25 protein-coding genes and 1 pseudogene are annotated in these 26,257 nt (G+C 49.7%); all 26 read right to left on the bottom strand.

The genetic code is table 11. The features are described from left to right. Positions 1 to 861 carry a glycerophosphodiester phosphodiesterase gene (locus ASG81_RS16420; protein WP_056636370.1) on the bottom strand — a complete coding sequence of 287 codons (861 nt, stop codon included), beginning with the start codon at positions 859 to 861 and terminating at the stop codon, positions 1 to 3. 28 nt (positions 862 to 889) lie between these two features. Next, a complete protein-coding gene (locus ASG81_RS16415) occupies positions 890 to 1,630 on the bottom strand; it encodes a glycerophosphodiester phosphodiesterase (RefSeq protein WP_056636368.1) in 741 nt (246 codons plus the stop codon). A 23-nt stretch (positions 1,631 to 1,653) separates the two neighbouring features. Beyond that, on the bottom strand, positions 1,654 to 2,484 hold the full coding sequence (locus ASG81_RS16410) for a carbohydrate ABC transporter permease (RefSeq protein WP_056636422.1): 831 nt from the start codon (positions 2,482 to 2,484) through the stop codon (positions 1,654 to 1,656). 105 nt (positions 2,485 to 2,589) lie between these two features. Further along, a complete protein-coding gene (locus ASG81_RS16405; RefSeq protein ID WP_056636366.1) occupies positions 2,590 to 3,462 on the bottom strand; it encodes a carbohydrate ABC transporter permease in 873 nt (290 codons plus the stop codon). A 1-nt stretch (position 3,463) separates the two neighbouring features. After that, positions 3,464 to 4,534, bottom strand: a complete 1,071-nt coding sequence (locus ASG81_RS16400) for an ABC transporter ATP-binding protein (RefSeq protein ID WP_056636364.1) — start codon at positions 4,532 to 4,534, stop codon at positions 3,464 to 3,466. Beyond that, positions 4,503 to 5,399 carry an HAD family hydrolase gene (locus ASG81_RS16395; protein ID WP_056636363.1) on the bottom strand — a complete coding sequence of 299 codons (897 nt, stop codon included), beginning with the start codon at positions 5,397 to 5,399 and terminating at the stop codon, positions 4,503 to 4,505. The genes ASG81_RS16400 and ASG81_RS16395 overlap by 32 nt, the downstream gene beginning before the upstream one ends. Before the next feature lie 97 nt (positions 5,400 to 5,496). Next, positions 5,497 to 6,825, bottom strand: coding sequence for an ABC transporter substrate-binding protein (locus ASG81_RS16390; RefSeq protein WP_056636420.1), 1,329 nt, complete (start codon positions 6,823 to 6,825; stop codon positions 5,497 to 5,499). A gap of 216 nt (positions 6,826 to 7,041) precedes the next feature. Further along, positions 7,042 to 7,671 (bottom strand): glycerol-3-phosphate responsive antiterminator, encoded by a 630-nt coding sequence (locus ASG81_RS16385; RefSeq protein WP_056636361.1) that lies wholly within the window; start codon positions 7,669 to 7,671, stop codon positions 7,042 to 7,044. 18 nt (positions 7,672 to 7,689) lie between these two features. Next, complete coding sequence (locus tag ASG81_RS16380) at positions 7,690 to 8,535, bottom strand: metallophosphoesterase family protein (protein WP_235548900.1); 846 nt, start codon at positions 8,533 to 8,535, stop codon at positions 7,690 to 7,692. 221 nt (positions 8,536 to 8,756) lie between these two features. Beyond that, positions 8,757 to 9,143 (bottom strand): DUF1259 domain-containing protein, encoded by a 387-nt coding sequence (locus ASG81_RS16375; RefSeq protein WP_056636358.1) that lies wholly within the window; start codon positions 9,141 to 9,143, stop codon positions 8,757 to 8,759. A 65-nt stretch (positions 9,144 to 9,208) separates the two neighbouring features. Next, positions 9,209 to 10,138, bottom strand: a complete 930-nt coding sequence (locus ASG81_RS16370) for a patatin-like phospholipase family protein (RefSeq protein ID WP_056636356.1) — start codon at positions 10,136 to 10,138, stop codon at positions 9,209 to 9,211. A 281-nt stretch (positions 10,139 to 10,419) separates the two neighbouring features. Beyond that, positions 10,420 to 11,898: a CoA-acylating methylmalonate-semialdehyde dehydrogenase gene (locus tag ASG81_RS16365; RefSeq protein WP_056636354.1), complete on the bottom strand. Its 1,479-nt coding sequence runs from the start codon at positions 11,896 to 11,898 to the stop codon at positions 10,420 to 10,422. A gap of 184 nt (positions 11,899 to 12,082) precedes the next feature. Beyond that, entirely contained in the window at positions 12,083 to 12,490 is a 408-nt protein-coding gene (locus ASG81_RS16360) for an SRPBCC family protein (RefSeq protein ID WP_268795785.1), read from the bottom strand. A gap of 117 nt (positions 12,491 to 12,607) precedes the next feature. Next, entirely contained in the window at positions 12,608 to 13,708 is a 1,101-nt protein-coding gene (locus ASG81_RS16355) for a flavin-containing monooxygenase (protein WP_442952893.1), read from the bottom strand. Positions 13,709 to 13,723: 15 nt separating this feature from the next. Then, positions 13,724 to 16,210 carry a type I polyketide synthase gene (locus tag ASG81_RS16350; protein WP_081417383.1) on the bottom strand — a complete coding sequence of 829 codons (2,487 nt, stop codon included), beginning with the start codon at positions 16,208 to 16,210 and terminating at the stop codon, positions 13,724 to 13,726. Positions 16,211 to 16,218: 8 nt separating this feature from the next. Beyond that, complete coding sequence (locus ASG81_RS16345) at positions 16,219 to 17,964, bottom strand: fatty acyl-AMP ligase (RefSeq protein ID WP_056636348.1); 1,746 nt, start codon at positions 17,962 to 17,964, stop codon at positions 16,219 to 16,221. Beyond that, on the bottom strand, positions 17,961 to 18,281 hold the full coding sequence (locus tag ASG81_RS16340) for a phosphopantetheine-binding protein (protein ID WP_200961529.1): 321 nt from the start codon (positions 18,279 to 18,281) through the stop codon (positions 17,961 to 17,963). The genes ASG81_RS16345 and ASG81_RS16340 overlap by 4 nt, the downstream gene beginning before the upstream one ends. Positions 18,282 to 18,306: 25 nt before the next feature. Continuing rightward, complete coding sequence (locus ASG81_RS16335; protein WP_056636346.1) at positions 18,307 to 19,470, bottom strand: cysteine desulfurase family protein; 1,164 nt, start codon at positions 19,468 to 19,470, stop codon at positions 18,307 to 18,309. 3 nt (positions 19,471 to 19,473) lie between these two features. Further along, positions 19,474 to 19,833, bottom strand: a complete 360-nt coding sequence (locus ASG81_RS16330; protein WP_056636343.1) for an iron-sulfur cluster assembly scaffold protein — start codon at positions 19,831 to 19,833, stop codon at positions 19,474 to 19,476. A 34-nt stretch (positions 19,834 to 19,867) separates the two neighbouring features. Further along, positions 19,868 to 21,040 carry a LuxE/PaaK family acyltransferase gene (locus ASG81_RS16325; RefSeq protein ID WP_056636342.1) on the bottom strand — a complete coding sequence of 391 codons (1,173 nt, stop codon included), beginning with the start codon at positions 21,038 to 21,040 and terminating at the stop codon, positions 19,868 to 19,870. 25 nt (positions 21,041 to 21,065) lie between these two features. Further along, positions 21,066 to 22,676, bottom strand: coding sequence for an MFS transporter (locus ASG81_RS16320; RefSeq protein ID WP_056636341.1), 1,611 nt, complete (start codon positions 22,674 to 22,676; stop codon positions 21,066 to 21,068). A 176-nt stretch (positions 22,677 to 22,852) separates the two neighbouring features. Next, positions 22,853 to 23,551 (bottom strand): carboxymuconolactone decarboxylase family protein, encoded by a 699-nt coding sequence (locus tag ASG81_RS16315; protein WP_056636340.1) that lies wholly within the window; start codon positions 23,549 to 23,551, stop codon positions 22,853 to 22,855. Between the two features lie 215 nt (positions 23,552 to 23,766). Then, the gene (locus ASG81_RS16310) at positions 23,767 to 24,195 is read right to left on the bottom strand and encodes a MarR family winged helix-turn-helix transcriptional regulator (RefSeq protein WP_056636337.1); all 429 of its coding nucleotides are present in this window, start codon (positions 24,193 to 24,195) and stop codon (positions 23,767 to 23,769) included. Between the two features lie 312 nt (positions 24,196 to 24,507). After that, positions 24,508 to 25,281, bottom strand: coding sequence for a 4'-phosphopantetheinyl transferase family protein (locus ASG81_RS16305; protein ID WP_056636335.1), 774 nt, complete (start codon positions 25,279 to 25,281; stop codon positions 24,508 to 24,510). 133 nt (positions 25,282 to 25,414) lie between these two features. Beyond that, complete coding sequence (locus ASG81_RS16300; RefSeq protein WP_056636334.1) at positions 25,415 to 25,891, bottom strand: GNAT family N-acetyltransferase; 477 nt, start codon at positions 25,889 to 25,891, stop codon at positions 25,415 to 25,417. Positions 25,892 to 25,942: 51 nt separating this feature from the next. Beyond that, a pseudogene (locus tag ASG81_RS29955) lies at positions 25,943 to 26,131 on the bottom strand (M48 family metallopeptidase); the annotation flags it as partial. Positions 26,132 to 26,257: the final 126 nt, after the last annotated feature.

Below are 26,257 nucleotides of genomic sequence, written 5' to 3'. Positions count from 1 at the left end.
TTAAATGCCCGGATAATCCGTTATGATCCCATCGACTCCCAGCTTCTTCACCCGCTCCATATCCTGCTTCTTCCGGATCGTCCAAGCCATTACTTTCCGGTTCCGGTCATGGATTTCCCGGACGATTTCCTTATCAAGCAGATCATGGCTGTAGTTCATATATGACGCGAAAGAAGCGAGCTTATCAAGCGTCCCGCCAGACAAAGGGTGCTGTTTCGCATGGATAAGAACGGCGACGGGAATGTCCGGCAGCAGGTTATGAATTTTACGCGCCGATTCGAAGTCGAAGGATTGAATGATGATGCCTGCGCTGCCTTCTGTACCTGCACTGTCCTTGGTTCCTTCCATACCCTGAAGAAGATCGTACCGGCGCACAATCTCAGCCACCTTCTCTTCAATCCCAGGATAAGCGCGCGGATCCTTGATCTCGATAAGCATGCCGATTTTTCCGGCAAAACGGCTCATCACTTCCGGAAGCGTTACGATAGGCTGCTCTGCATATAAGGGGTGGAAATGACTGGCCGCATCCATGCCTTGCAGCTCCCGCAGCGTAAACTGACGTACATTACCCTTAAAATTCGTCGTCCGGTCCACCGTTTCGTCGTGGATGATAACGAGCTCTCCGTCCTTGCTCATCCGCACATCGAATTCGATGAAGTCGGCGTCAAGCCGCTCGGCCAGCTCGAAGGCGGCCATCGTGTTCTCGGGAGCGTAGCCTGAAGCGCCGCGATGCGCGATGATCAGAGGCCCTTCCGCCGCATAGCGACTAAAGGCGGACACGGTTAACGCCGCACCGCATAGGATCAATAAGAGCATTCCGGCTCGAAGCCATACATAAGTTGCTTTTCGGTTTGCCATCATTCCACCCCTTCCTGACTGAACCGTTGACTTAAAAGGTTACACGAGCTTGCCTCACAATTCGGAGCACGCGGTCCGGATAGTTCGTCGTAATGCGCATATCGGGATATTGTTCGATGATGCCGGCAAGAATGTCCGGGTCATCGACTGTCCACAGGCCCATGTCGATCCCATTCTCGGCCATCTCATTCACCACATCACGCGTAACGAAAGCATAATGCATAGATACGCTCGTTGCGCCCGCATACCGGAGCTGTTCAGCGAGCAGCATCGGCTTGCCCATGAAGATCAGCCCCGTCCGGATGGACGGATCGATCTCGTTCGCCCGCTTCATAGAATCATGGTCGAAGGAGGAGAGTACGACCTCGTCCTTCATGCCGTGGCGATGAATGACCGCAATCACTTTCTCCTCCATTCCTTCATACTCATCGCCCATCGTCTTCAGCTCCACATGCAGCATGCAGCGTCCCTTCGCGAGCTCTAGCACTTCCTCCAGCGTCGGAATCCGCTCTTCCGCGAATTGCGGATCGAACCAACTGCCCGCATCCACCCGGCGCAATTCCTCTAGCGTATAGTCTTTGACCCGCCCTATGCCGCTCGTCGTGCGATTCAGCGTGTGATCATGGATGACAACAGGGACTCCGTCCTTCGATAGATGCACGTCGAGCTCGATGATGGCGATATCTGGTTCCGTCAAAGCCAGCTTGAATGCTGCCATTGTATTCTCGGGCGCTTCCCCCGACCATCCACGGTGAGCAACGATTGTAATCATAGTGTCTCAGTCCTTCCGTTCTTTTATTTAACGCCGTTATACACGAATGCTTTTATAATTTGACGCTGCGACAGGAAAAATACGGCAAGAATCGGTGCCACCAGAATCAGGTTGCCGGCCATTAAAATATTCCATGTCGCGACACCTTCCACTTCTCTAATCTTCGCGATGCCGAGAGGCAGCGTTCGCGCCGTTTCATTCGTCGTCATGACGAGCGGCCAGAAGTAGTCGTTCCAATGGGCAATGAAGCTGAACAAAGCAAAGGTGACGAGTACCGGCTTCACCATCGGCACCATGATCCGGACGATGATTTTCCACTCGGCCGCCTGATCGAGCCGCGCCGCTTCAAGCAATTCATCCGAGATTTGCATGAACGCCTGCCGCAGCAGGAAGATGCCGAAGGCGCTCGACGCAAAGGGAAGAATGAGACCGAGATGCGTATTAAGCAGCTTGAAGGCGCTCAGCTCCAGGTAGACGGGAAGAAAGATTAACTGCGCCGGGATCATCAGCGTCACCATAACGATGCCGAACAGAAAGCTTGAGCCTCTGAACTTGTACCTTGCAAAAGCATAGGAAGCCGGAATAATCGTCAGCATTTGCAGAATGAGTATGCCGACCGCGATAACGACGCTGTTCACGAAATAGCTCAGGAACGGCCCTGTATTCCATGCATCGGCGTAATTTTGCCAAACAGGATTGCTGGGAATCCACTCCGGCGGAAATATCATCGTCTCCGGCAGCGTCTTCAGCGACGTGGAGAGCATCCAGATGAATGGCATGGCAAAGATCAGCACCAGTGCCAGCAGGCCGGCCACATTAAACACGCGAAGCGCAGCCCGTAACGCTTTTCGCAAAATCGCCGGTTTACTGCGCAGAATCGTCCACTTGTCCTCGGCAGCCGGCCCGATTGGAGTACCGCCGATCGTATTGTTTGCAGCTTTCAACAGCTTCACCTCTTTCTAACGGTAATGAACGCGATTCGACAGCAACTTGAAGTAAATCATCGTTAATATCCCTACGATAACCAGCAGGATGACGCCGGCAGCCGAGGCATAGCCGATCTTGAAGAAACGGAATCCATATTCATAGATGTAATACACCAGCGTGTTGGTCGAATTGACCGGTCCTCCTTGCGTCATGATCGCGATGGTCTCGAACACTTGGAACGATCCGATCATGTTGATGATCACGAGGAAGAAAATCGTCGGCGACAGCATCGGCAGGATCAGCTTCATGAAGGTCGTCCAAGGCTTGGAACGGTCCAAGGAAGCCGCTTCGTAAATATCGCCCGGGATGCTTTGCAGACCTGCGATAAACACAAGGGCGTTGTAGCCGAGTCCTTTCCATACGGCCACCATGACCAGCGAGATCAGCGACGTGCTCGGATGGGACAGCCAATCCAGCTTGCCGAAGCCGGCGAGCCCAATCACCCAGTTCAGCAGCCCGTATTCGGGATCCATCAGCCAGCTCCAAAGCAGCGAGATGGATACGAGTGAAATAATATGCGGGCTGAAGATAGCGCCCTGCACGAAGCCGTGGAAGAAACTCTTCCTGTTCAGCCACAGTGCAAGCAGCAACGCGATTCCGGTCGTTAACGTCACCGTCAATACCGTATAGAGCGTCGTATTCGAGAGCACCTGCCGGAAATCCGGTTCCAGCAGAAGATCTTTAAAATTCTGAAAGCCGACGAACGTCTTGGTCGGGCTGACAAAGTTCCAATCGAACATGCTTAAGTAGATCATGTAAAAAATCGGATAAATAAAGAACAATGAAAAGATGATAATGGCCGGGGCTACCATCCCGTACGGACGCAGCTTCTCCCATAATGTCATGTCAGTTCCCTCCGGCTGCGACAAAACGTTTTGTGCTTGCCTCGATGCCGCGCAGCCTTTCCCCGCTCAGCCCGAAATAATAGAGCTGCTCGTATGGGATCGTAACTTTCACGCGATCAGCGGTCTCTAAGGGCGTAAGAAACGTTTTGATAAAAAAGACGCCGGTCCGCGCTTGGATCTGGTAAATATTTTCCGCTCCTAAGCCCTCGCGGGTTAGGATGTCGCCTTCTATGGCGTAACCTTCGATATCCGCACTTGCATGAATGATTGCTTGCTCAGGACGGAACCCTACATGACCGATGTTGGCGGCCGTCTGAATATCCAAACCATGCACATCCTTCATCTTCATCATGTTCATTGCCGGGGTCCCGATAAACTCAGCGGTAAATAAATTTGCGGGATCATGATAGAGCTTCATCGGGGAGTCCGCCTGTTGAATGACTCCCTTATTCATCACGATGATCTCATCCCCCATGGACATGGCTTCCACCTGATCATGCGTCACATAGACAAAGGTCGTTCCCAGCCGCTTATGAAGCTGAATCAGCTCCGTCCTCATCTGATTCCGCAGCTTGGCGTCCAGATTGGACAAAGGCTCATCGAGTATGAACACCTTCGGCTGCTTCACCATCGCGCGAGCGAGTGCCACCCGTTGACGCTGTCCGCCGGAGAGGCTCTGCGGCTTCTTATCCAGATGCGGCGTTAACCCGACGATCTCCGAAATATCCTTCACCAGCTTCTCACGCTCGTTCCTCGCAACGCCTCTATTCCTCAGGCCGAACTCGATATTGCCGCGAACGGTCATCGTCGGATACAGGGCGTAGTTCTGAAAAACCATCGCCACGTCCCGCAGCCCGGGCGGCGTATCGTTCACGCATTTGTCGTCAATCCATATTTCGCCGCCGGATTGCTTCTCAAGTCCGGCTACCATACGCAAGGTCGTTGATTTGCCGCAGCCCGAAGGTCCAACAAGAACGGTGAACGACCCGTCCTTGATCGTTAAATTCAAGTCTTCAATGATGGTTTCATCTTTGAATTTCTTACTTATATGCTTCAGCTCGATCTTCGCCATCCGTTAATGTCCTCCTTGTAGTGGATTCCTGAATCGCACGCATGAGCTGCTCCAGCTCATCCAGAGTCGTTAGGCGCAAATTCCAGCTTTCAGGATCACTGCTTGAATAAGGGGAAATAAAGCAGGTTTTGCCGCCAAGCCGCTTGACCGGGTGCAGATCATTCCACGGGTTATCGCCGATCGACAAAATTTCATGCGGCTGATACCCCTGTCCCAGCAGCTTCGTGAAATAATAACGTAAGCCAAGCGGCTTCTCCGCGCCGCAATACACTTCTGTGAACAAATGGCGGATCTGCATGTAATTCAGAAACTCGATTCCCGACTCCAAATACGTATTCGTCATAAGGATCTTCCGGTCAACGGCAGCAAGCTCTTCAATGGCCTGAAACAACTCGCTGCGGAACTCGAAATGATAGGGTGCAGCAACCATCTCCTTGCGGACCCTCTCGAACGCCGATTGCCTTTTCCCTTCGGGAAGCTTGTATTTGTGACTGACGACCGCCGCAACTCCCCACGGATCGCCGATATGAATCAGATGAGCTGCCTCGGACGATAAAGCTCCATATGAGCGGGCAATTTCACCGATCGCGTTCCCTTCCCACGAGAAGCCTTGAACGAAGCTTTCTTCCTGCCGCACCAGCGCCACATCATCCCGCGTATGGTAGAAATGGCCGAATTGGAAGGGATGCTCCCCTGTTAAAATGGCTCTTCCCGCGCGGATAGCCGCCTCGGTCTCCCCCTCGTGCTCCGTTCCCTCCAGCAGATAACGAATATAGCGCTCCAGGTATGTGTCTTCCTGGTACAGCGTACCGTCCATGTCGAAAATAATAACTTTAATCTCGGACAACCAATTATCGTTGAACATATGGTGTAACCTCTCAGCTCTTATGATTTAGAGGGAGAGGACTCCCGGACCGGAATCCTTCTCCCGACTGAACAGCTTGCCGTGTGCAAAAGCTTAATTATTTACTAAGCAGCTTGTTGGCTTTCTCAGCCGCTTCATTGAGCGCGTCCTGCGGGGACGTTTTCGGATCAAGAATAGCCTTCTGAATCGATTCCTTAATAATCTTGGCTACTTCCGGATATGCGTTCTCCATCGGACGCGGTCTCGCGTATTCCAATTGATCCACGGCTACTTTAAACTGCGGAAACTGTGCAAAATGTGTCTTCAGCTCTTCGCTCTCCACAGCAGATAGCCTTGTCGGCAGGTAACCGACATGCTTATGCTGGTAGATCGTGTTTTCCTTGGATGTCATCCACTTAATGAACTCCCAAGCCGCTTCTTTCTCTTCCTCGCTGCTCTTCGACGTCATAACAAGCTGACAGCCGCCGGTTGGAACGCCGTAGCTGACGTTAGCAGGCATAAACGCCGTAACCAATTCAAAGCCATTGCCCTTTGCGATTTCCAAACTTGCGGTTACCCCTGCTGTCGAGCCGAACTTGAAGGCCGACATTTGATTCGCCCAATCTTTCTCCGCCGTGGCTCCCGCTTCGTCGCCTACAGGAATTTTGATGAGGCCTTCGCCCGCTAATCTCTTCCAAAACTCTACCGGCGCCACGCCTTCCGGCGAATTGAATGCAGCCGTTTTGCCGTCCTCGCTCAGCATTCGGCCTCCGCTTTGAGCAACCAGACCTTCGTAGAACCAGATATCGGCAGCCACCGTCATTCCGACTTTCCCTTTCTCCTTCAAAACGCGGGAATACTGCTCCAGCTCATCCCAAGTCTTCGGACCTTCCGGATCGAGGCCGGCGTCTTTCAGCATCGTGACATTTTTATATAAAATCGGTGTGCTTCGCATGAAAGGAAGGCCAAACAGTTTATCGTCCACATAAGCGTTCCCCATCAAGCCCGGATTGAAATCGTCTAGCTGAAGCTGATCCTTATCTCTCTCCGCGTAAGCCGTCAGCTCTTGCAGCATGCCCGAGCGGGCAAATACGCCGGTAGAGGCAATTTCAAGATCGGATACCGCAGGAGCGTCTCCCGCTGCGAACGCCGCTTGCACTTTGGCATGAAGATCGTCGTAGTCGCCTTGATGCTCGGCTACCACTTCGATTTTGTCCTGCGATTCATTGAATTCCTTGACCATGTGCAGCTTTGCTTCCTCGATCTTGTCGCCGAACGCGTACCAGTACTTAATGACAATTTTTTCGGACGCCGCGGAATCCGTGCTCTCCGCATTCGCCCCGCGGTTTGCATTGCCCGTGCTGCCATTCGTGTCGTTCGCTCCGCAAGCCGCCAATACCACCACCATGAAAATCGCCAGCGAGAGTGCAGTAAGCTTTTTAACCATTGTCCAATCCTCCACCTTTTCTTTGTTTGAATAGGCCGGCGGCATAAAAAAAGAAACCTTAATCCTGCCGTAGACATAAACGTCCACAGCGGATAAGGTTTCTCCAATGCTCCAACCGATTGCTATTTACTTTTCATAATGAATGATACTCGGCAACTATTAACGCTGTGTTATCGGGTTGCAAAGATTATATGAATTCGCCCGCGGTCGGTAGACTTATATGATTTGCCGGACTTTCTTCTTGTTTGGAAGAGGTGCCGCACCACTCCACAGCTCGGGCTTAGACGATGAGATAGCCGTTGCTCCATATTTCAAGCATTCCTCCGCATGGCTTTGCTCATATAATAAACCCCCGGTAATAATAGGGATCGAAGTGAATGCTTTCACCTTGCCGATCATGTCGGGAATGCGGGCAGGCATCACTTCAATGATGTCAGGCTCGATCTGGCAAAGGCTCTTGGCGATATTGTCCAGCCCTTCGGTGTCGACGAGGAAGAAGCGTTGTATGGTGATTAGATCCATTTTCTTCGCGGTTTTCACCACATTGGTTTTCGTCGAAATAATGCCGGTCGGCTTGATGACCTTCGCCAAATATTCGAGTCCATAGTTGTCCGTGCTGAGGCCGCCAATCTTATCCAGATGCAGGAAGATCGGCAGCTGATGCTCCTTGAACACGTCGACATAGCCCTTTACGACTCCGATGTGGCCCGTTAACAGAAAGATGCCGCTTAATTGACTGCGAAGCGATAGAGCGACTTCGATATGTCTCGGATCCTTGATGGAAGCGATCCTTCTGTGCGTGACGAGCCCTTTGAAAAAGACGTCATGGTTCATTGGGTTCTTCATCTCTGCCGCCTCCTCCTATTATTTCGGCTGTGCAGCGGTCAGCAAGGGAATAACTAGCTCGCGGTCCGCGTCTGTCCCCCGGGCATCAGGGTTATGGCTGAAATGCACCATATGCTGATGCAGCAGAGGGGCGTTCTCCAGAACGTCTGCATCCGTAATATCTACTGCCGAAATGGTTATCGCCTCATCCGCTAATTCCACAATCCGGAAGCCATGCTGATCCAGACAGGCGGATAACTGTACGAAGGTCCAGTTGTTTTGAGCAACGATCGAATCCACATGCGTGTGACCGTTGAAATAGAAGCCTACCCCTTTTTTACGGTTCAAAATGCGCCACATGTCAATGTCCGGATGGATTGAGCCTTTCTCTCTCTCCGATCTTGCCGTTGTGTTATAAACGGGATGATGGCCGAAGACGAGCAGCGGCTTCGTTCCGGATGCTTCTACCTTGCTTTCCAGCCATTGCAGCTGTTCATCGTCAAGCCAGCCGCCCCAGTCATCAAAGTCCAATTCTTTGGCCGTGTCGAGAAACACCAGCATCGCGGTCTCGGTATCAATCGCGTGATAACGCTGCTGGCCCGTAATCTCCAGCACTTCCCTTCTTGTCTGCCAATAGAGATCATGGTTGCCCAGCACATGGATAAAATTTCTATCCTCACGCTGCAGCAGCCCGTAAACCTCCTCCAGCTCCAAGGATGATCCAAAATTCGTAAGGTCTCCAAGCGATATATGCAAGTCGGCATCCATATCCAAAAAACGTCCCAGCAAGGTGTGATAGAAAGCAGTCCGCGCCTCCAGCAATCCCGGAACCGACTTATCGATTTCGTGATAATGCAAATCTCCCATCAGAACTAATCTCATCATTTATTCTCCTCCCGGCCTATCCGAATTTTTTCTTCCCTCCTTAATGGTATAGGCCAAGTATTGTGTATCCGTTAAACGGGGACGTAGTTTTTGTAAAGGGGGACAATTGGGATAACATACGATACCAGGCAAATAAGGATGAAATTCGTTCCTGGGAGCTAAAAATAAAAAGAAGCCGCGTGCAAGCACGCGACTCCCTGAAAACCGGAATTTCCCTTACATTAAATAGCATCCAGCGCTTTCCTGACTTTTCTTGCGAAACAGAGCGGATTTTCAACTGCTTCGATATTAATATAAATCAATCGGGGCTGCTCGAACAGCCATTCATTTCGTACAGACGTCACTTTTATTCCTTGATTGCGAATGGCCGAAATAAATGTATTTACTTCTTTTTGTAAAAATACTGCTCTGCCTACACAAAGTGCTTTGCCCGTTTTATGATTTAAGGATTCGAATGAAAACGAAGACGTTGCTCTAAATCTTTTTCCCAAGATAGTTGCTCTGATCTGATCCCGGTTTATTGTTGATACGCACTTTCCGCCAGCGAAGCCGGCTTGGCCACCGATAATCGTTGAGAACCGATCACATAATGATCCGTTATTTGCCATACTTTCATTCCTCCCCTGTTCCATTAAGGTATGAGCATAAGAACAGGGTTGAAACGTATTATCGCCTACACCGGTTCGTGAGAGCTTCGGAACTCCTTAACGTATTTCTCATAATCCCATCCTGCCAGAAATTTACGGGCTGTTTGCTGCCCGGACTGAAACAGCATATCCCGGTCTTCTGCGCTTAGAGAAAACTGAGTGGTCGTCACCCGGCCCGTTGGGATAAAAACAGTCCGTTTTCTGGCGTGTTTGTCCACATGCCGTTGATCATGCGCTCTAAGCATAGTCTGGAACATAGCGCGAAACATCGAGAAGGGGCCATAAATATCATAAAACGGGGTTTCTGTATGTGCTCCTAATAACCGGAATCCAAAAGTGGGCCAATTCGGAATCCCCTCTACATCAAACAGCCAGATTGGATAATTGCTGAGAAGCCCCCCATCGAGAATATAAAACGGTTTTCTTCTTATTTTCGCTTGCAACCGGTACGGTTGGAAAAAGTAGGGAAGCGTTGTGCTCATCCTAACCGCGGCGGCAATCGGGAACTGAGAAGGTAAAATATCATAGCGTACCAGGTCGTCCGGCAGAACCAGCATCTTTCCGCTGCTGATATCGGATGCGATAATTTTCAGCTTTCCATCCGGCAAATCGCCGAAGGTAGATACACCTTTTTGGTTCAGCCAGTACGTTAACTTCTCTTCCAACGGTGTGTTTAAGTAAATTCCTGACCGGAAAAGAAGCGGAAGCGCTTTCCCGACAAAGGGTAAATAATGAACCCATGTTTTTCCGAGCAAACGGGAGTAATCGAGCGTATTCATAATTTCAATTAATTCGCGGGCACTATACCCGCAGGCCAGAAGCGCCGCCACAACTGCTCCTGCAGATGTTCCGGCTATGCGTTCCCATTCGTATCCATTTTCCTCCATCACTTGAATAGCGCCAATAAATGCAATACCCCTTACGCCTCCGCCTTCGAACACGGCATCCGCTTTCATAGACGTCCTCCTTCCGGCCCTTCAGGAGCTAAACGAACGTTCAACGGGTTTATATATACATATAACTATTCAATAAAATCATGTATGGAGATTGCCTTATTAAACAGCTTATGGGGAGATTCCCTTAGCCGTATACCATACAAAAAGAAGCGCTCCCCTACTATAGCCACTTCACTCCTTTCAGCCCTTGAGCTGCATTTCAAAAAAACGGGCCTCATCCGCAACGAATGAGGCCCTTTAATAATGATATCTTTTTTCCTTGCATCAGCCGGCCCCAACCTCTACCACCGGGCAGTTACCATCTTTTTTCGGGTATAAAATTCGACGCCGTCAGAGCCGTTCGCATGAAGATCACCATAAAATGAGTTTTTCCAGCCCGAGAACGGAAAGAACGCCATCGGGGCAGGGACACCCAGGTTGACTCCAAGCATGCCGGCCTCTATATTCTCCCGGAAGTAACGGACATGGCTGCCGCTTTGGGTGTAAATACAAGCTCCGTTAGCGAACGCCGACTTGTTGGTCATTTCAACCGCTTCCTTAAGGGTGCCGACACGGGCAATCGAGAGGACAGGAGCAAAAATCTCATCTTTCCAAATGGTCATATCTGTTGTTACCCGGTCAAACAGTGTAGGACCTATGAAATAGCCTTTCTCGCCGTAAGCGGCATCGCTGCGTCCATCCCGTACCAGCAACGCCCCTTCGGCTTCTCCGGTTTCGATATAGCGGACCGTTCTCTGTTTATGCGACTCGCGGATGACCGGACCAAGAAAAACACCTTGTGTCAGGCCATTGCCGATGCTTAGAGCGTCTGCCGCTTTCTTAAGCTCCTCAATCAAGGCATCGGCAACGTCTCCCACTGCAACAACTACGGCGGCGGCCATGCATCTTTCTCCTGCCGACCCGAATGCCGCAGTAACGATCTGTTGTACAGCCAGACTCAAATCCGCATCCGGCATGACGATGGAATGATTTTTGGCGCCGCCCAGCGCTTGTACGCGTTTGCCGTGAGACGCGGCCGTTTTATACACATATTCCGCTACCGGCTGCGAACCGACAAACGATATGGCTTTCACATCCGGATGCGCAAGTAAAGCGTTCACCACCTCATGAGCGCCATGGACGATGTTTAGCACACCTGCCGGCAAGCCCGCTTCAGTGAACAGCTCAGCCAATCTGACTGCCAAAAGCGGAGCGCGCTCCGAAGGCTTCAGAATGAAGGTATTGCCGCATGCGATAGCCAGCGGAAACATCCAGCACGATACCATCATCGGAAAATTGAACGGCGAGATGCCTCCCACAACGCCAATCGGATAACGGTACATACCGGACTCTATATTCGAAGCAATATCCGGGAGCTGCTTGCCCATCATAAGAGTGGGCGCGCCGGCGGCAAACTCGACGCATTCGATGCCGCGCTGTACTTCCCCGTAAGCCTCCTCATAGCTTTTTCCGTTCTCAGTCGTAATCAGCCGGGCCAGTTCCTCCCAATGCTCAACCAGCAGCTGCTGATATTTAAAGAGCGTGCGGGCTCTTCTCGGTACCGGCGTTTTTCCCCATATTTGAAAAGCTTCCTGCGCCGCCGCTGCCGCTTGATCCAAATCTTCCCGGCCCGAAAGCGGCACATAAGCCAACACTTCCTCCGTTGCCGGATTTATAACGGCCTCTTGTTTGCCGGATGACGAATCAATCCATTTACCGCCAATATAGTTTTGTAAAAGAATCGGTTCTTTCGAAATGGGTTCAACTTGCTCCTCCGTCATTTGCGATCCCCGCCTCCGGCAATAATTTTTAAACGCTGCATACAGATAATCCAATGTTATCTTGAATACCGTTTCATTTCATCATACATAATGATGAATATTGGCTCTATATGTAGTTACAATATGTAAAGTCCGGCTGGGATAGTGATCGGTGCCGTAAAGGAATGAGCTGATCAAGCTCCGTCTAGACATCGTTGAAAGCCTGTTTTTCAAGTATATGCTTGATTCTTTTCAAGTCCTTGCTATTTGCTCGTTTCATCATCAACGACATAAACGGGGCAAACAACATGGAAAACCCGGCCGGATTGCCTTTGTTCCGCAAAGTCATTCGGGTTGCGTTTCTATCAGTAGTCTCCCAAGTATAAGTGGTTTCCATTGGAAAAGGTCCGTCAGCCGTTTTCATTGTAAGCCTTTCTCCCGGGATATACTCCGTTATCTGATAGACGTACGAGAGTTCTTTTCCCAGGAAATGTGCTTTAAATGCGATTTTAGAGCCGATTTCCAACGGTTTTGGCGTTTGCCATTGTGCAGATTTGATATTTACATACCATTCTGGAGCATGGTCAGGGTTCGCTGCATAGGCTGAAACGATATCGCGGGGACAAATCCAACATCATCCAAGTAAGCAAAAAAAGACCCGAAAGACGGGCACTTTGTTTATCAAAGTGTCTATCTTTCGGGTTTATAAGAAAGGAAGCCAGCAAGCTGCCTATTGCGTCATTGAAGCAACATTTTCATAATAAAGCCCTCGTTCCTGCTGCCGTTCTCCGTAGCGCTCTATCACTTGCCCTATGTATTCCGCGTCGCGATGCACCCAGCCGATTAATGCCGACCCGCGGGCGGATTGCCATGGAAGCCCGACATAATATAAGCCCGGCACCGTGCTAACCCCTTGTTCATGAGCAATGGCCGAATCCGCGTTAAAAGCTTCGGGGATGTCTATCCAGCTGTAATCCGGCTTGAAGCCTGTTGCCCAAATGACTGCGCTGACCTGCATGTCGGAGCCGTCTTCGAATATGACTCTTTCTCCCTCTGCTCCTACCGCCCTTGGAACGACAGAAACCTCTCCGCGCGCAATCGCTTTTTTGAGCTCAAACCCGTACAACGGATCCTTTTTGGCCATCAACTTTTTACCGAGACGTGTCTCCGGTCCCTTCTGCAGCAGACCGATTTTGTCATACCACCAAAACAAGCTTCTCCCCAGTACCCGGTAAGGTAAATATTGAATAGCGCCTGACGCAGACAAGTATACCTTCTTAGTCTTGGACAGCTCATAGGCGATTTGCGAGCCCGAATTTCCCGCTCCAACAACCAGCACGCTGCTTCCCGGCAGCTGTCCGGGATTCTGGTATTCAACCGTGTGAAGCTGCATGATTTTCGAAGATAATTGGCTGCGGAAATGAGGATAATTAGCGCTTTGGAAAGGTCCTGTCGTGACGACAACCTGATTAGCCGTCATCTTCCCTTCAGGAGTCGTGATGCAAAACTGACCATTTCGAACAACGATCTTTCGTGCTTCCGTTCGCAATTGAACAGGAAGAAGGAACTTACGCTGATATTCCGCTAAGTATTCGGCAATCTCATCTTTATGTGGATATCCCCATGGACTTCCCTGCATCTGCATGCCCGGAAGCCCGCTATAACGGCGAGGCGTAAATAATTGCAGCGAATCATAGCGAATTCTCCAGCTCTCGCCGACGGATTCTCCTTTATCTAAAATCAGGAAATCCCGGTTCGCTTGCCGCAAATAGTAACCGGCAGCCAAACCCGCTTGCCCTCCGCCAATCACAATGACATCCTTAGTCAGCAAGTTCATCCCCCCTCGCTAACAGAAGCATTCAAATGAGCTTGATTGCGGCCGTTCGGCCGCTCTCCAGCAGGATTGGTGATGCCAGGGATACACGGGAAGCATATGTGTTCGGCCTTTACCCTCGTACAGCTTCGTACGGAAGCCCGCTGCGTGTAATTCACCCGCAAGCCCCAGTAACGCCAATCTGGACTGCCCATTACCAAGGATGATTTTACGGGACCCGGAAGCATGCGATTGCCGGTTCACATCTTCGGCGGAGAGCGAAGAAAGCGGACCTATATAAATGAGGCATTCGGAAGCGCTCTGTTCAAGCTCTTGGTTATCCTCGGCCGAATAAACCACTTGTTTTAGCCATTGAACGGCTTCCACCATTGTAATCGTTCCATTCAGGACTGCGGCCGTGATCGCCCCTACCCCGGCACCCGTAGAGAACTTTGGAACAATTCCCCAGTCGCGAAGCATCCGTCCGAAAGCAAACTGCCACGCGAACACATAAAATGCCGATCGCTGCCTTTCTTCTATATTAGAAGCGCCCTGCATCTGAACGAATTGATTCACGACAAAAAAAGTTTGTTGAAAGGACTGATCTTGAACGGGCTGCACATAAGCTTCTTCATCAGACCCTGTATCGGAAAAGCAGAAGACGATTTCTTGTTCCGATAGAACGGTATTTCCAACCTTCAAGCCCGTATGCTCTTCCTCAGCATGAAACGACTCCAAACCTTCGGCCAGCTCGTCGAAAGAGGAGGCGACCAGCGCCAGCCGGTGGCTATGATGCTGCCGTCCTTGCCACAGGCTGCTGCAGAGCTCGCTTAGCTGCCATTCTTGCTCTGCGTATCCGCTGCGGATCAAATGAATATATTGCTCCGCCAGCCGGGAAAGCCCTTCCTTGCGGCGTGCAGACAGCACGAACAACTCCGGCTGCTCCGCTAAGTCCTGCGCTGCGTATGACTGTTCAGCCATGAAAGGGCCCATAGCCACATGAACATTTGTGCCGCCGAAGCCGAATGAGCTAGCTCCTGCGCATAATCCGGGTGTCAGCGTCTCGCACTTGAGCGGTACGCGGACGGCATACTTCGCATGCGGTATCTCATCATTCCATTTCTCGAAATGCAGGTTTGGCGGAATGATCCCGTGTTTTAGGACCAAAGCGGCTTTCATCAAGCCCGCAATTCCGGCTGCCGCCTCAAGATGCCCGATATTCGTTTTGACTGATCCGAGATAATAAGCGTCAGCAGTCGTTCTGCCTGTAGACACTACGTTTCCGAGCGCTTTAACCTCAATAGGATCACCTAAATAAGTCCCTGTTCCATGACTCTCGATGTAACCAATGTCATCAAACCGAATCCCTGCTTGCGTATAAGCGGCCTGAAGCAGCTTCTCCTGCGCATGCTGATTCGGTGCGGTTATTCCGTTGCTCCGTCCATCCTGGTTGAGCGAGCTTCCCCGAATGACCGAATAAATGTCATTTCCGTCCTCTACCGCTTTGGACAAAGGCTTCAGAAGAATGGCCCCGCAGCCTTCTCCTCTCACATAACCGTCGGCTTTCGCATCGAAGGTTTTGCAGCGGTCATCTCCAGCAAGCATACCCGCATTGGATAAACTGGTTGTAATACCATCCGTCAAAATAATATTAACGCCTCCTGCGACCGCCTGCTTGGAATCGCCTGACCAAATACTTTGGCATGCCATATGAACGGCTGCAAGCGAGGAGGAGCATGCTGTGTCGATAGCTAAACTGGGGCCGTTTAAATTGTAAAGATACGATAGACGATTCGCAGCAATGCTCAAGGCATTCCCCGTTAAGGATAAAATATGCGGTTCTTCGGCCAGCAAATCCTTCCTGCCGTAATCATTGCCCGATATGCCGATAAATGTACCGCTCATCGTATTTGCCCAATCGGAAGGAGGGATTCCCGCATCCTCGAAAGCTTCCCATACTACCTCCAATAGAATACGTTGCTGCGGATCCATGCGAATGGCTTCCCGGTAGGAAAGGTTAAAGAACGAATAATCGAAGCCGTCAATCCCTTCGAGATAGCCGCCTTCACGGCCGACAACGGGCTCATTCAATTTAAGCCGGTCCGCCGGATAGGCTCCTATGGCATCCTTGCCCTGAACGAGCAGCTCCCAAAACGCGCGTACCCCATTCGCTCCAGGAAACCGGCAGCCCATGCCGACGATGGCGATCGGCTCCCGGTCATAAGCGTTAAGTTGACGTGTTGCCCGCTCCGCATCCGGCATATCGCGGCCATTCTCCCCCTCGAGAGCAGACGCAAGCGCATGAATAGACGTGAATTCCCAGAAGATAGTCGGAGATATTTTCCGCTGCAGCAGTCTGCCCAGTTCGCCGGAGAGCATCATGATGGCTGCAGAGTCGAGTCCGAAGCTGCTAAATGACTGATGAATGTCGATCTCGCTCTTGTCCATCTCAAGCATCTCCTTTATTTCCTCAACCAGCCATTCTTGTATCCGGTTTGGCTCATTTATTGAATTCATCATCGGCCCCCTTACAACATTTGAAGTTTTTGTTCTTCATACTGGCTTTTGGCCAAGCGCCGTTGAATTTTCCCGCTGGAGGTTTTGGAAATCGTCCCCGTCCTAATCAGAATTAACTCATCCAGCATCAGGTCATGCGCCTCCGCCACCGCCTCTCTGGCAGCCGCCAGAACTTCCCTATGTAACAAATCCGTATCTGGATCATGCTTGGTACGGTGACGGTATTCCCTGTTCAATTCGGCCACTGCCACGACAATATCCTTATTCCCTTTGACTGCTTGGAACATGGCGATGTACTCCTTGCGAATAGCCGGATGACTGTCCTGCACGGTCAGCTCAAGATCCTGCGGGTAATGATTCCGGCCGGCAATGATGATCACATCCTTGATTCGCCCTGTAATATACAACTCAGATTGCCGAATGAATCCCAAATCTCCCGTACGGAGAAACCGCTCCTCCGGATATGCCGCAAGAGCCGCTTGAAACACCTCTTCCGTCGCTTCCGGATTGTTCCAGTACCCCCCAGCGACACTCGGGCCACTGACCCAAATTTCACCTACCTCTTGTTCAGCGCATAGCTGTCCGGACTGCGGATTAACGATCAGCACGCGCTGCTCCGGCACAATGACGCCGCAAGCAACGAGCGGCCTCGATCCGGGAGCGCCCTCCTCAGTCACAAGCACTTCGTTTTGTTCCAAGCGATCCGAACGAACCCATAAGCTGGTGTACGGCTCCTCTCTCTTGCAGCCTGCTACATACAAAGTGCCTTCCGCCAAACCGTACGAAGGTGCTAAGCTATTCGCATTGAAGCCATATGGCGCGAATGTCTCGACAAACCGGCGCAGCGTATCCTCGCGAACCGGCTCGGCGCCATTGAAGGCAAGCGCCCAGCTGCTTAGATCAATATCGCTGTCTGTACCCGGATTAAATTTGTTCACGCAGAGCTCATAAGCAAAGTTCGGGGCTCCGCTGTACGTAGCGCCATACCGGGTTATCGCCTTGAGCCAGCGTATCGGCTTCTGCATGAAGTTTACGGGCGACATGTAGACAAGCTCGCAGCCAAGCAGCAGCGACATTAATAATTGTCCGATTAAGCCCATATCGTGGTAAGCGGGAAGCCAGTTAACAATTTTGGTTTGTGGCGATAACCGAAAATAGGCAGCGATTAGCGACATATTATGAATGAGATTTCCATGTGTCACCATCACGCCCTTCGGATTGCCCGTAGATCCGGATGTATACTGCAGAAAGGCCAACTGATTGCCCGAGCAAGGAGCGCATGCATATTGATTCGCAGCTTTAAGACGATCAGTAGCCAGCAAGTTAAGATGAGAGATACGGGAAGAAGGATCCAAATGCGCTTGGATATCCATCATCATGCTCTCGGTCGTCAGAGCAATGGTTGGACCCGAGTCTGTGATGATGCTATCCAGCCTCGGGGTAGGCCTGCGAAAATGAGGGGGATAAGCGGGTATAGCGATTACGCCGGCATACAAGCAGCCCATAAACCCGACAACGAAGTCAATGCCAGGCGGATAGAGCAGCAGGGCTGTCGTATGCCGCTTTCCCTCCCTAATCATGGCTGCTGCGACAGCCATTGCCCGCTTGCTCAGCTCAGACGCCGTAATGGAGACAGCTTGCTCTTCACCATCCGTCAAGTACGTGTACAGCTTCAAATCCGGTTGAATAACGGCGCGGTATTGCAACAAATCTACCAGGTTGCTAAAAAAAGTTTGCCGCTGCGTTTCAACACTCATTCGTTTCCACCTTGCTTGGCAAAACGTTCTCCGAGAAGCTCAGATACATAGGCTGCCAGCGTGTTTACAGACTGAAAATGATTTTTCAATTGATGCAGCTTTGTCCGGTCAATGACTACACCGAAGCTTTCTTGTATCCCGCCGGCAATGTAGAAGGCGTCGATAGATTCAAGCCCGAGCCCTTCCCCAAACAATGGCGCATCATCGGCGATATCCTCCGGCTTAATGTCTTGCAGCTGCAAATTTCCGATTAACACCTTCGCCTTCAAAAGCTCGATCATATTTTTCTTAGAAAACGTTTGAAACTTAATATTCATCGCTGAACTCCTTTCGATAGGTAAGTCAGGCCGGCATTAACCGATAGAAATGCTCCAGCGCCTGTTCGATTGAATCAATGAAGTAATCCAAATCCTCTCTTCTAGTGAATTTTCCCATACTGATTCTAATGGAAGTCTGAATTTCCGCTTCCGTAAGCCCCGTCGCCATCAGCACGCCGGAGAGCTTCTTCTCCTGGTTGGAGCTGCATGCCGAGCCGACTGAAACCGCGATTCCGAAGCGGTGATCGAGATAAGCCGCCAGCGCTTCTCCTCTAATATTCGGTATTTGTATATTCATCGTATTGGACAGCGTCCTTGCAGCGTCCATCGATCCGTTTATCCGGATTTGCGGCGACAGCTTCTTCAGCCTCTTCTCCAGCAATAGCTTATATCCAGCCAGTCGCTGTTCCGTTTCAGCCGTCTCCGCACGCGCAAGCCGGCACGCTTCGCTGAGTCCGATCAGCGATAGCACATTCTCCGTTCCGCTGCGCATGCCGGATTCTTGACCGCCGCCATGAACGAGGGGCTCCAGCTGATAGCCGCTGCTCAAATAAATCCCGTCTACCCCTTTAGGCCCGTAAAATTTATGCGAGGAAAAGGAAAGCGCATGTACGCCAAGCTCTTGTACATCAACGTTGATTTTTCCGACTGCCTGCACAGCATCGGTATGCATGAAAATATGATTGGAGCGTGCAATGCGGGCAATTTCCCGAATCGGCTGAATGGTGCCTAATTCGTTATTGGCGAGCATGATACTAATCATCCTCGTCTCTTCCCGCAAGGCTGTAGCCACAGCTTCAGCACATACATATCCTTCGGCATTCACCGGCAGATAGGTTACATCAACCCCGCACTCTCGGGCTGCATAGTGAAGCACCTCAAGCACCGATGAATGCTCAATCGATGAGGTAATCACATGCGGTCTCGTCCCCTTCCACTGCGATAACCAGCCTTTCACCGCCCAGTTATTGCTTTCGCTTCCCCCGGAGGTGAAATGAAGCTCGCTGGCTTTGCAGTTAAGCAGAGCAGCCGCTTGCTCTCTGGCATCTTGTACCGCAGCTCTGGCTGAACGTCCGGCTTGATGGTTGCTGGACGGGTTTCCGTACAAAGAAAGGTGTTCAATCATGGCATGGGATACAGAGGGATCGATTGGCGTTGTCGCGTTATAATCAAAATAGGTGCCGTCCATCAGCTACACCGCTTTAACAAGACACAAAGAATGAAATAATTCCAATAAGATCTCATAACAATGCATCTGATTCGGTTCAAGCTCGCCTAACATCGTTTCTTTGTCAGCCAGCGGTGTATCCCTGATCTGCTGCAGCGTCTTTCCTTTCACATATTCGCTAAAAATGCTGGCGGTCGCGATAGACGCCGCACAGCCATATGCTTTATATTTAATGTCGAAAATCAGATCATCCTTTAATTCGATCCCCACATGAATCGTATCTCCACAGATTGGGTTGCCAATCTTGATCCGCTCATCCGGCATCTCAAGCTCTCCGATATTCCGGGGACTCATAAAATGCTCGGAGATGATTGCGTTGTACATGCACACCCACCACTCTTCTCTCGATTTAACCAACCTAACCAATCGGGCACTGCGTAATTCTTGCTTCCTTGTCCGACATATATTTCTCCAAATTGATCGCGCAGCAGCCAATCTCGGCTCCTTTAATGCGATACATATAATGGACCGTTTGGCCATGCCGGCCGCAGCCGCATTTACTCACATACACCAGATCCTCCGTCATAATAAAACCGGGATAAGCAAGCGAGGACGGGTCATATACAGCCAACCGGCCCGGTTCTCCCGGCTCCGCCTCCCGCTCGGGATGATCCATATCCCTGACGGAGAAATGAACCCAAGGCGGCACATGCTTGGCGTGCTCCTCGCAGTCAATGGCCATGAAGTTGGTCTCTACTAAGCCGAACATGTCACGGACCTGATCTTCCTGAATTCCGAAAACCATAGCCGTTTCCTTGTTGAACGCAAGCTGGTCGATCTCGCGGCCCGTGTAGCTCTTCCATCCGCCAAGCGTAATAATTTTGGACTGCCGGTCCAGCTTTACCGGCGTTTGCTGCCCGGCCGCATATTGGACCAGCCGCTCTACTAGAAACGGCGGGCCTATAATATGACGCGTATGAACATGCTTCCACTTATCCAGCTGGTCAAGCACAGTCTGCGGATCAAAGGAAGAATCATGGACAAAGAACTTGCTCGAGTCGAGGAGACCGGAGAACATATTTACGAGCTTGACTAGTCCCATCTCCGGCATATCCTCAGCAGACGGTGCCAGAAAGACCGCACCGCCTCCAAAAAATCCGAACATCTCCCGGAACATGGCATAAATGCTGTGTACGCTCCGGGTCAACGTCTGTTCGTCGCGCCGGGAAATACTCGGAATTCCGCTTGTTCCCGTGCTCCGTAGCTCATGCTGCAGCTCGGTAATCGGCTTGGTCAGCAGCAAATGAGCATTTACGTCCTTAAACTTGGCGATCGCAATCGTAGGAATTTTCACAAGATCGCCGATACTTTGAATGTCTTTCGGGGAAACCTGTTTTTCCATACATACTTTCTTATATAAGGCATTGTTCTCATAATGGAAGGTGAAATTATCCTTGATCAGCTGCAGCTTAATTTCATTCTGCACATCCGCTTCAAGGCGAAATACCGACTTAGCGGATGCGATAATACTCCCTACCGGATCGATGCCAAGCTCGGATCCGAGCTTCAAAACATTTGAATAGGTTGACATGTAGACCTCCCAATTTGGAATTACCCTATTTCATCACAGGCTCCGGCATAGGCTTCTTGCGCAGCAGCAGAAGGGATAGCATAAATAATAAGGACATAACGGCTCCCCCGAGATACGCATTGCGAATACCGTAAGCTTCATACCGTCTTAATTCAGACTGATAGAGCTCCAGCATTACCTCTGATTCATTCCCGCCAACTCCCTGCATAAACACAGCTTCCACGCCAGCTATCTTGTTTGCAGCTGTGAGGCTGTCCGCTTCGCTGATCCGCTCGAGGAATGCTGCTTTCGATGCTTCAGAAATATCAGCCTGCCGGATCTTATGCGCAACATCCTTCTGCAGCCCGGCCGCGTTCATATTCATGGAGGTCATCGTAATGGAAATAAAGATGACTACCCCTAGCGCGCCTCCCAAATTTCTGAACATCGCAAATATCCCGGATGCGGTTGACAGCTTATTTGGCGGGATAGTCGAAGTGCTCATCGTCAGGCTGGCTACCGCAATGATTCCGATCCCGATTCCCGCGCACGTTAATAGGAGAATAAGCAGGGCGGTAGGAGTGTCGCTGTCGAGCATGCCGAAAGATGTAAAGCTGGCCAAAGTAAGCAAATAACCAATGAGAATCGGCAGCCGGCTGTCATATCTATCGATGATTTTGCCTATTAGGGGTGCTGCGAGTAGTAAGGTTGCTGACATAGGTGTCATGATAAGAGAAGCTTTCAGCGTGGTAAAGTGTTTGACCTGAGTTAAATAGAGCGGAGAAATAATCATCGTTCCCATTAGCAGAATGCCGCCTAGCATGTTGGACAGAACGCCCGTGAGGTAATTTCTGTCCTGAAAAATACTAAGCTCAATCAGAGGAGCCTTAGCGGCTTTCTGCCACCATGTAAATAAGCATAAAAGGAGCAAGGAGGAAGCGATCATAACGATCGTTGCCGCATTCAACCAACCGCTTTCCTGTGCCCGCAAAAAAGAATAAATCAGAATAAATAATCCGATACTCAGCATTAGGGTTCCGGCAATATCCAGCCGCCCCTTTACCCGTTGATCCGTATGCGCACGCAGGGATACCCGGGTCAGGAAGATCGCGAGCAAAATGATTGGAACATTGATATAGAAAACGTATCGCCAACCGAAGGCCTCAGTTAGTATCCCGCCTGCGCTCGGACCAATCGCAATCGCCAATGCGCCAACCGCGCTCCAAATCCCCATTGCCATGCCGACCTTCTCTTTCGGCACCATTGTGCGCACGAGCGTCATGCTTGCGGGAATCGCCATCGCTCCGCTAATGCCTTGAAGCACCCTCGCCGCTATCAACAGCTCCACATTTGACGAAACCGCGCACAGTAACGAGCTTAACATAAAGAGCAGAAGCCCTAATTCGTACATCCTTTTCTTCCCGTATAAATCCGCTGCCTTCCCCATAAACACAAGAAGGATCGCTACCGTCATCGTATAAGCATTTATGATCCACGATGCCGTGCTCAAGGGGATCATGAATTGATCGACCATACTGGGCAGCGCAATATTTACGACTGTACTGTCCAGGAAGATGACGAACAATCCTAAACCGATAATGAAGACCTGTCTCATCCCTGTTGAATATGATGGATGCTGTTCAGCCTGAGCTTGCATGCGGCACCCGCTTTCGTATAATAGGCTCTCAACTCATGATTGAACAGTTACCGTCAAAGTGTCTATCTGTTCCTCTTGCGCATGAATCTCGAAAAGACAAATATGCAGCAGCATACAAGAACGCATCCGGCAACAATAAGCAGTGTCGTGTTCATAATGATCATCTCCTCCTCTTCCTAAACTTTGGTTACAGATGGATTCGGACCCGCCTGATAATCAAATGCATTCAATGCATTAATCCCGTGCGTAAGCACATACCCTGCGTTTGCCACACCTCCAACCAAAAGTCCTTCTATCAGCTCCTCCTCTGTTCCGCCCAGCTTCTTAAAGCTCTTCGTATGAACGTCAATGCTGTAGGCACAGCCATTGACATGGGATACGACTACCGCGATCAGCTCTTTCGTCTTTGCATCGATTGCGCCGGGAGCCAGCGCAGCCTTGCGAAACTGTTCGAAAGCAGCGAACGCTTCCGGTTTCGTATCCTGCACCTCGGCGAACCGCTCTAAATTTGTTGTACTATAAAGCTCATTTACTACTTTGTTATCGATCGTGTTCCATGCATTTACACTGTGAAACAAGACAGTCTCGGCGTTTACGGTCCCGGCGACTAATATAGCCTCAACGACTTCTTCCTTCGAGCCTTCAAGCTTCTTGAATTTTCCGGTATGAACGTCGATACAATACGGACAGCCTGTGACATGGGTTACGGCTACAGCGATCAATTCCTTTGTGCGGGATGAAATCGCTTTTTCACTAAACGCTTCCCCCATGAATTGAAAAAACGCCTTAGAGCCTTCAGGTACGATTTGCTCGAGTTCCGGAACTCTCAAAAGATTTTTCCGCTCATACAATGAACTTGAATTATTTTGACTCATTCCCACATTCCTCCATATTTTCGATTTACAGTTGTTATGATATCAAAGCATAATTACGCTGTCAATATGTTTATATCTAACTATTTTGAAAAGAAAAAAACCCGAATTAGTCGCTTTTAATGGATAAGTTCGACTAATTCAGGTTTAATCATAAACTACTTTAACCAGTTAATTAATTAGCTATCTAACTATAAAACAAGAAAAAATCAACTTCATTATTTGTTGAAGTTTTCCTCAACCCGTTTCATCCATGACAGATAGAGGGCTATCTCTTCCTTCGAGAATCCTTGCCGGACAATCTTCTCTCCCTCTTCTACAATCGCAAGACATGGTTCCTTCAAGGCCAAGCCTGCTGCGGTCAAATAGATGCGATTGATTCTAGTATCCAGCTTATCGTGTTCGCGCCGGATCATCATCTTATCCTCAAGACCTTTCAACAGGAAGGTCATGGAGGCAGGCTGTATACCCAGCACTTGCACCATATCCTTTTGCGTGAGTCCTTCTTTCTCCCACAAAATCATCAGGACGCCCAGCTGCGAGTTCGTCACGTTAAATTCCACTAACCTTTGGTCCAAAAAATTGCACACGTTGCGGTAATTCTTTTTGAACCAAAATCCTATTGATCCGTACAGTGTCGTGTTCATTCATTCACCCTCATCGTCCAAAGTAAGTCCGCTCCTATATTATACACGATCACCAGCTCGATGTGTAAGGCTCAGCAGGCTAACCCCGGTTTCCAAAACATTAGCTTCTCAGTGACTTAAGCTTCTGAATGCCATACCAAATCCACCCCCCCGTATAACAGATCATACAGCCGAAAAACCGGGGTTTTTTGATTGAACCGCTTTTGTTAATCGAACAGGAATTCACATGTATCACCTCCCTTCCAAATAAATGATTCGATCTCTAACTAAATTTTATGCACATATTTAACGATATGTCAACACTTTTATCCACTACGTATCGGAAATCACTTTGATGAGATTCTGACGGAGTCCATGCAGCGTCTCAATAGAAAACGATGCCCTTTTGGGGTATGTGATGGAGCATACGTAATCCTCGATGATGTACGAAAGGGTACAGTACTGAGGAAATCCTTCAAAGCAGCTATAAATGAATCCGTCCTTTACCTCAAAATGATCGATCTCAAGAAACTTGAAATGGATCATCAAGCCTGTTTTCAATATTTTGGACAATGCTTCTTTCGCCGTCCACAGCAGCATAAGCTTCACCGGAGCCGGATACGGAAGCCAGCGTATCACTTCCTGCTCGAGAGCTGTCATCTGCGCTTCCAGCGTTTCTATTTTCCGGTTGTCTATCCGCTCTATATCGATGCCCATCGGCATAGCTTCCGGAAAGCCTATCGAAATGCCGACGTTATCGCAATGGCTTATACTAACTTGAATGTTGGAATGGTTAGCATGTACAACGACCGGTTGAGTAAAGATCCCCCGGTCAATCATGATTTTGTCAAGCTGATCCTCGCCTATCAACACTGCTGCTGCGCGTTTTGCAGAATATCTGCCCAGCAGGTAGCTCCGCTGTCTCCTCACATACTGCAGGGAGCGGAAATACTCCACTTCATTGGGGTGTAAAAGCTGAACCGCTTCGGTACAATTCTCAATGAGCGGTATATGGCATGCGCTTATGCAAACACGGTAGCCTCTTCCCGCACGGTCCTTAGCGACCATTTCGGCAGTTGACAACCGCTGCTGATTACGACTGGTCATTAACTGTCTCCTTCCACATTCGATGCAGATGATATCCTAACGAATTACTTACTATAAAATTCCACTTCCAACAGAAAAACCCTTCCGAATTAGGAAGGGTCCGAACAGCGATGTTTCTTTCATTTAAGGAGCTTTAATTATAGGACATCCATATCGTATTTCCCACAACCTCAAAGCCCTGCTTAAACCAAAAATTCCGTGATTTATCTAGTGTATACACATACATTTTTTTATTCGGATACTTCTCTTTAAGCCAGTTCATAAAGAATGCGGCATACCCCTTACCTTCATACTCCTTTAAAACATCCAATGCTTCAATAAATACAAAATCTGTTTTGTTTTTAATATCAATATAGAAGTCCTTTTCCAGGTACTTCTCGTCGCTGCTAAAATAATCCTTTTCCGCCTTATGGATTAACTGTTTCCCATTATCGTATTCCCAAACCACGCCGTATCCGACCATATTATTTTCAGCTTCAATCACATAGATTTCTTCCGGTATTTCCGACTTTTCCTTCTTGCTCAATTCCCCTGCATGATAACCTGATTTTAATTCGCTTAAAAGGGTCTGCATGTCTTGATCGAACGGTTTTGTAATAATAGTTGGCATTTCCTATCTCCTTTTGCTACTTGATAATATTCTCAGCAACTTGCATAAGTCCTAAAGAGTCATAGCATGCCCATGCCTTGCCAAATACTCTTCCTTTTCTTTATAATCCGGCATAATGCTTCCTACGCGTCTCCAAAAGGACCGGTCATGGTTCATATGAGTGAGATGGCATAATTCATGGATGATTACATAATCAATAACTTCAACCGGTGCCATGGCTAAACGGTAATTAAAGGTTATTTTTGGGTCTGTCAAGAATTTTGTGTAAACGTATTATTGATGTTGTCAAGGCAAGGGAGCTCCGCCCCCTACCGAAGGTGCTGCCCAACACGATCAGGGAAGAAAACGGATAGCTGTAGCAGCATT

The organism is Paenibacillus sp. Soil522, assembly GCF_001428245.1.
In the GTDB taxonomy this organism is placed as follows: Bacteria; Bacillota; Bacilli; order Paenibacillales; family Paenibacillaceae; genus Pristimantibacillus.
Note: the sequence above shows the minus strand (reverse complement) of the source record. Positions and strands in the feature narration are given on the sequence as shown.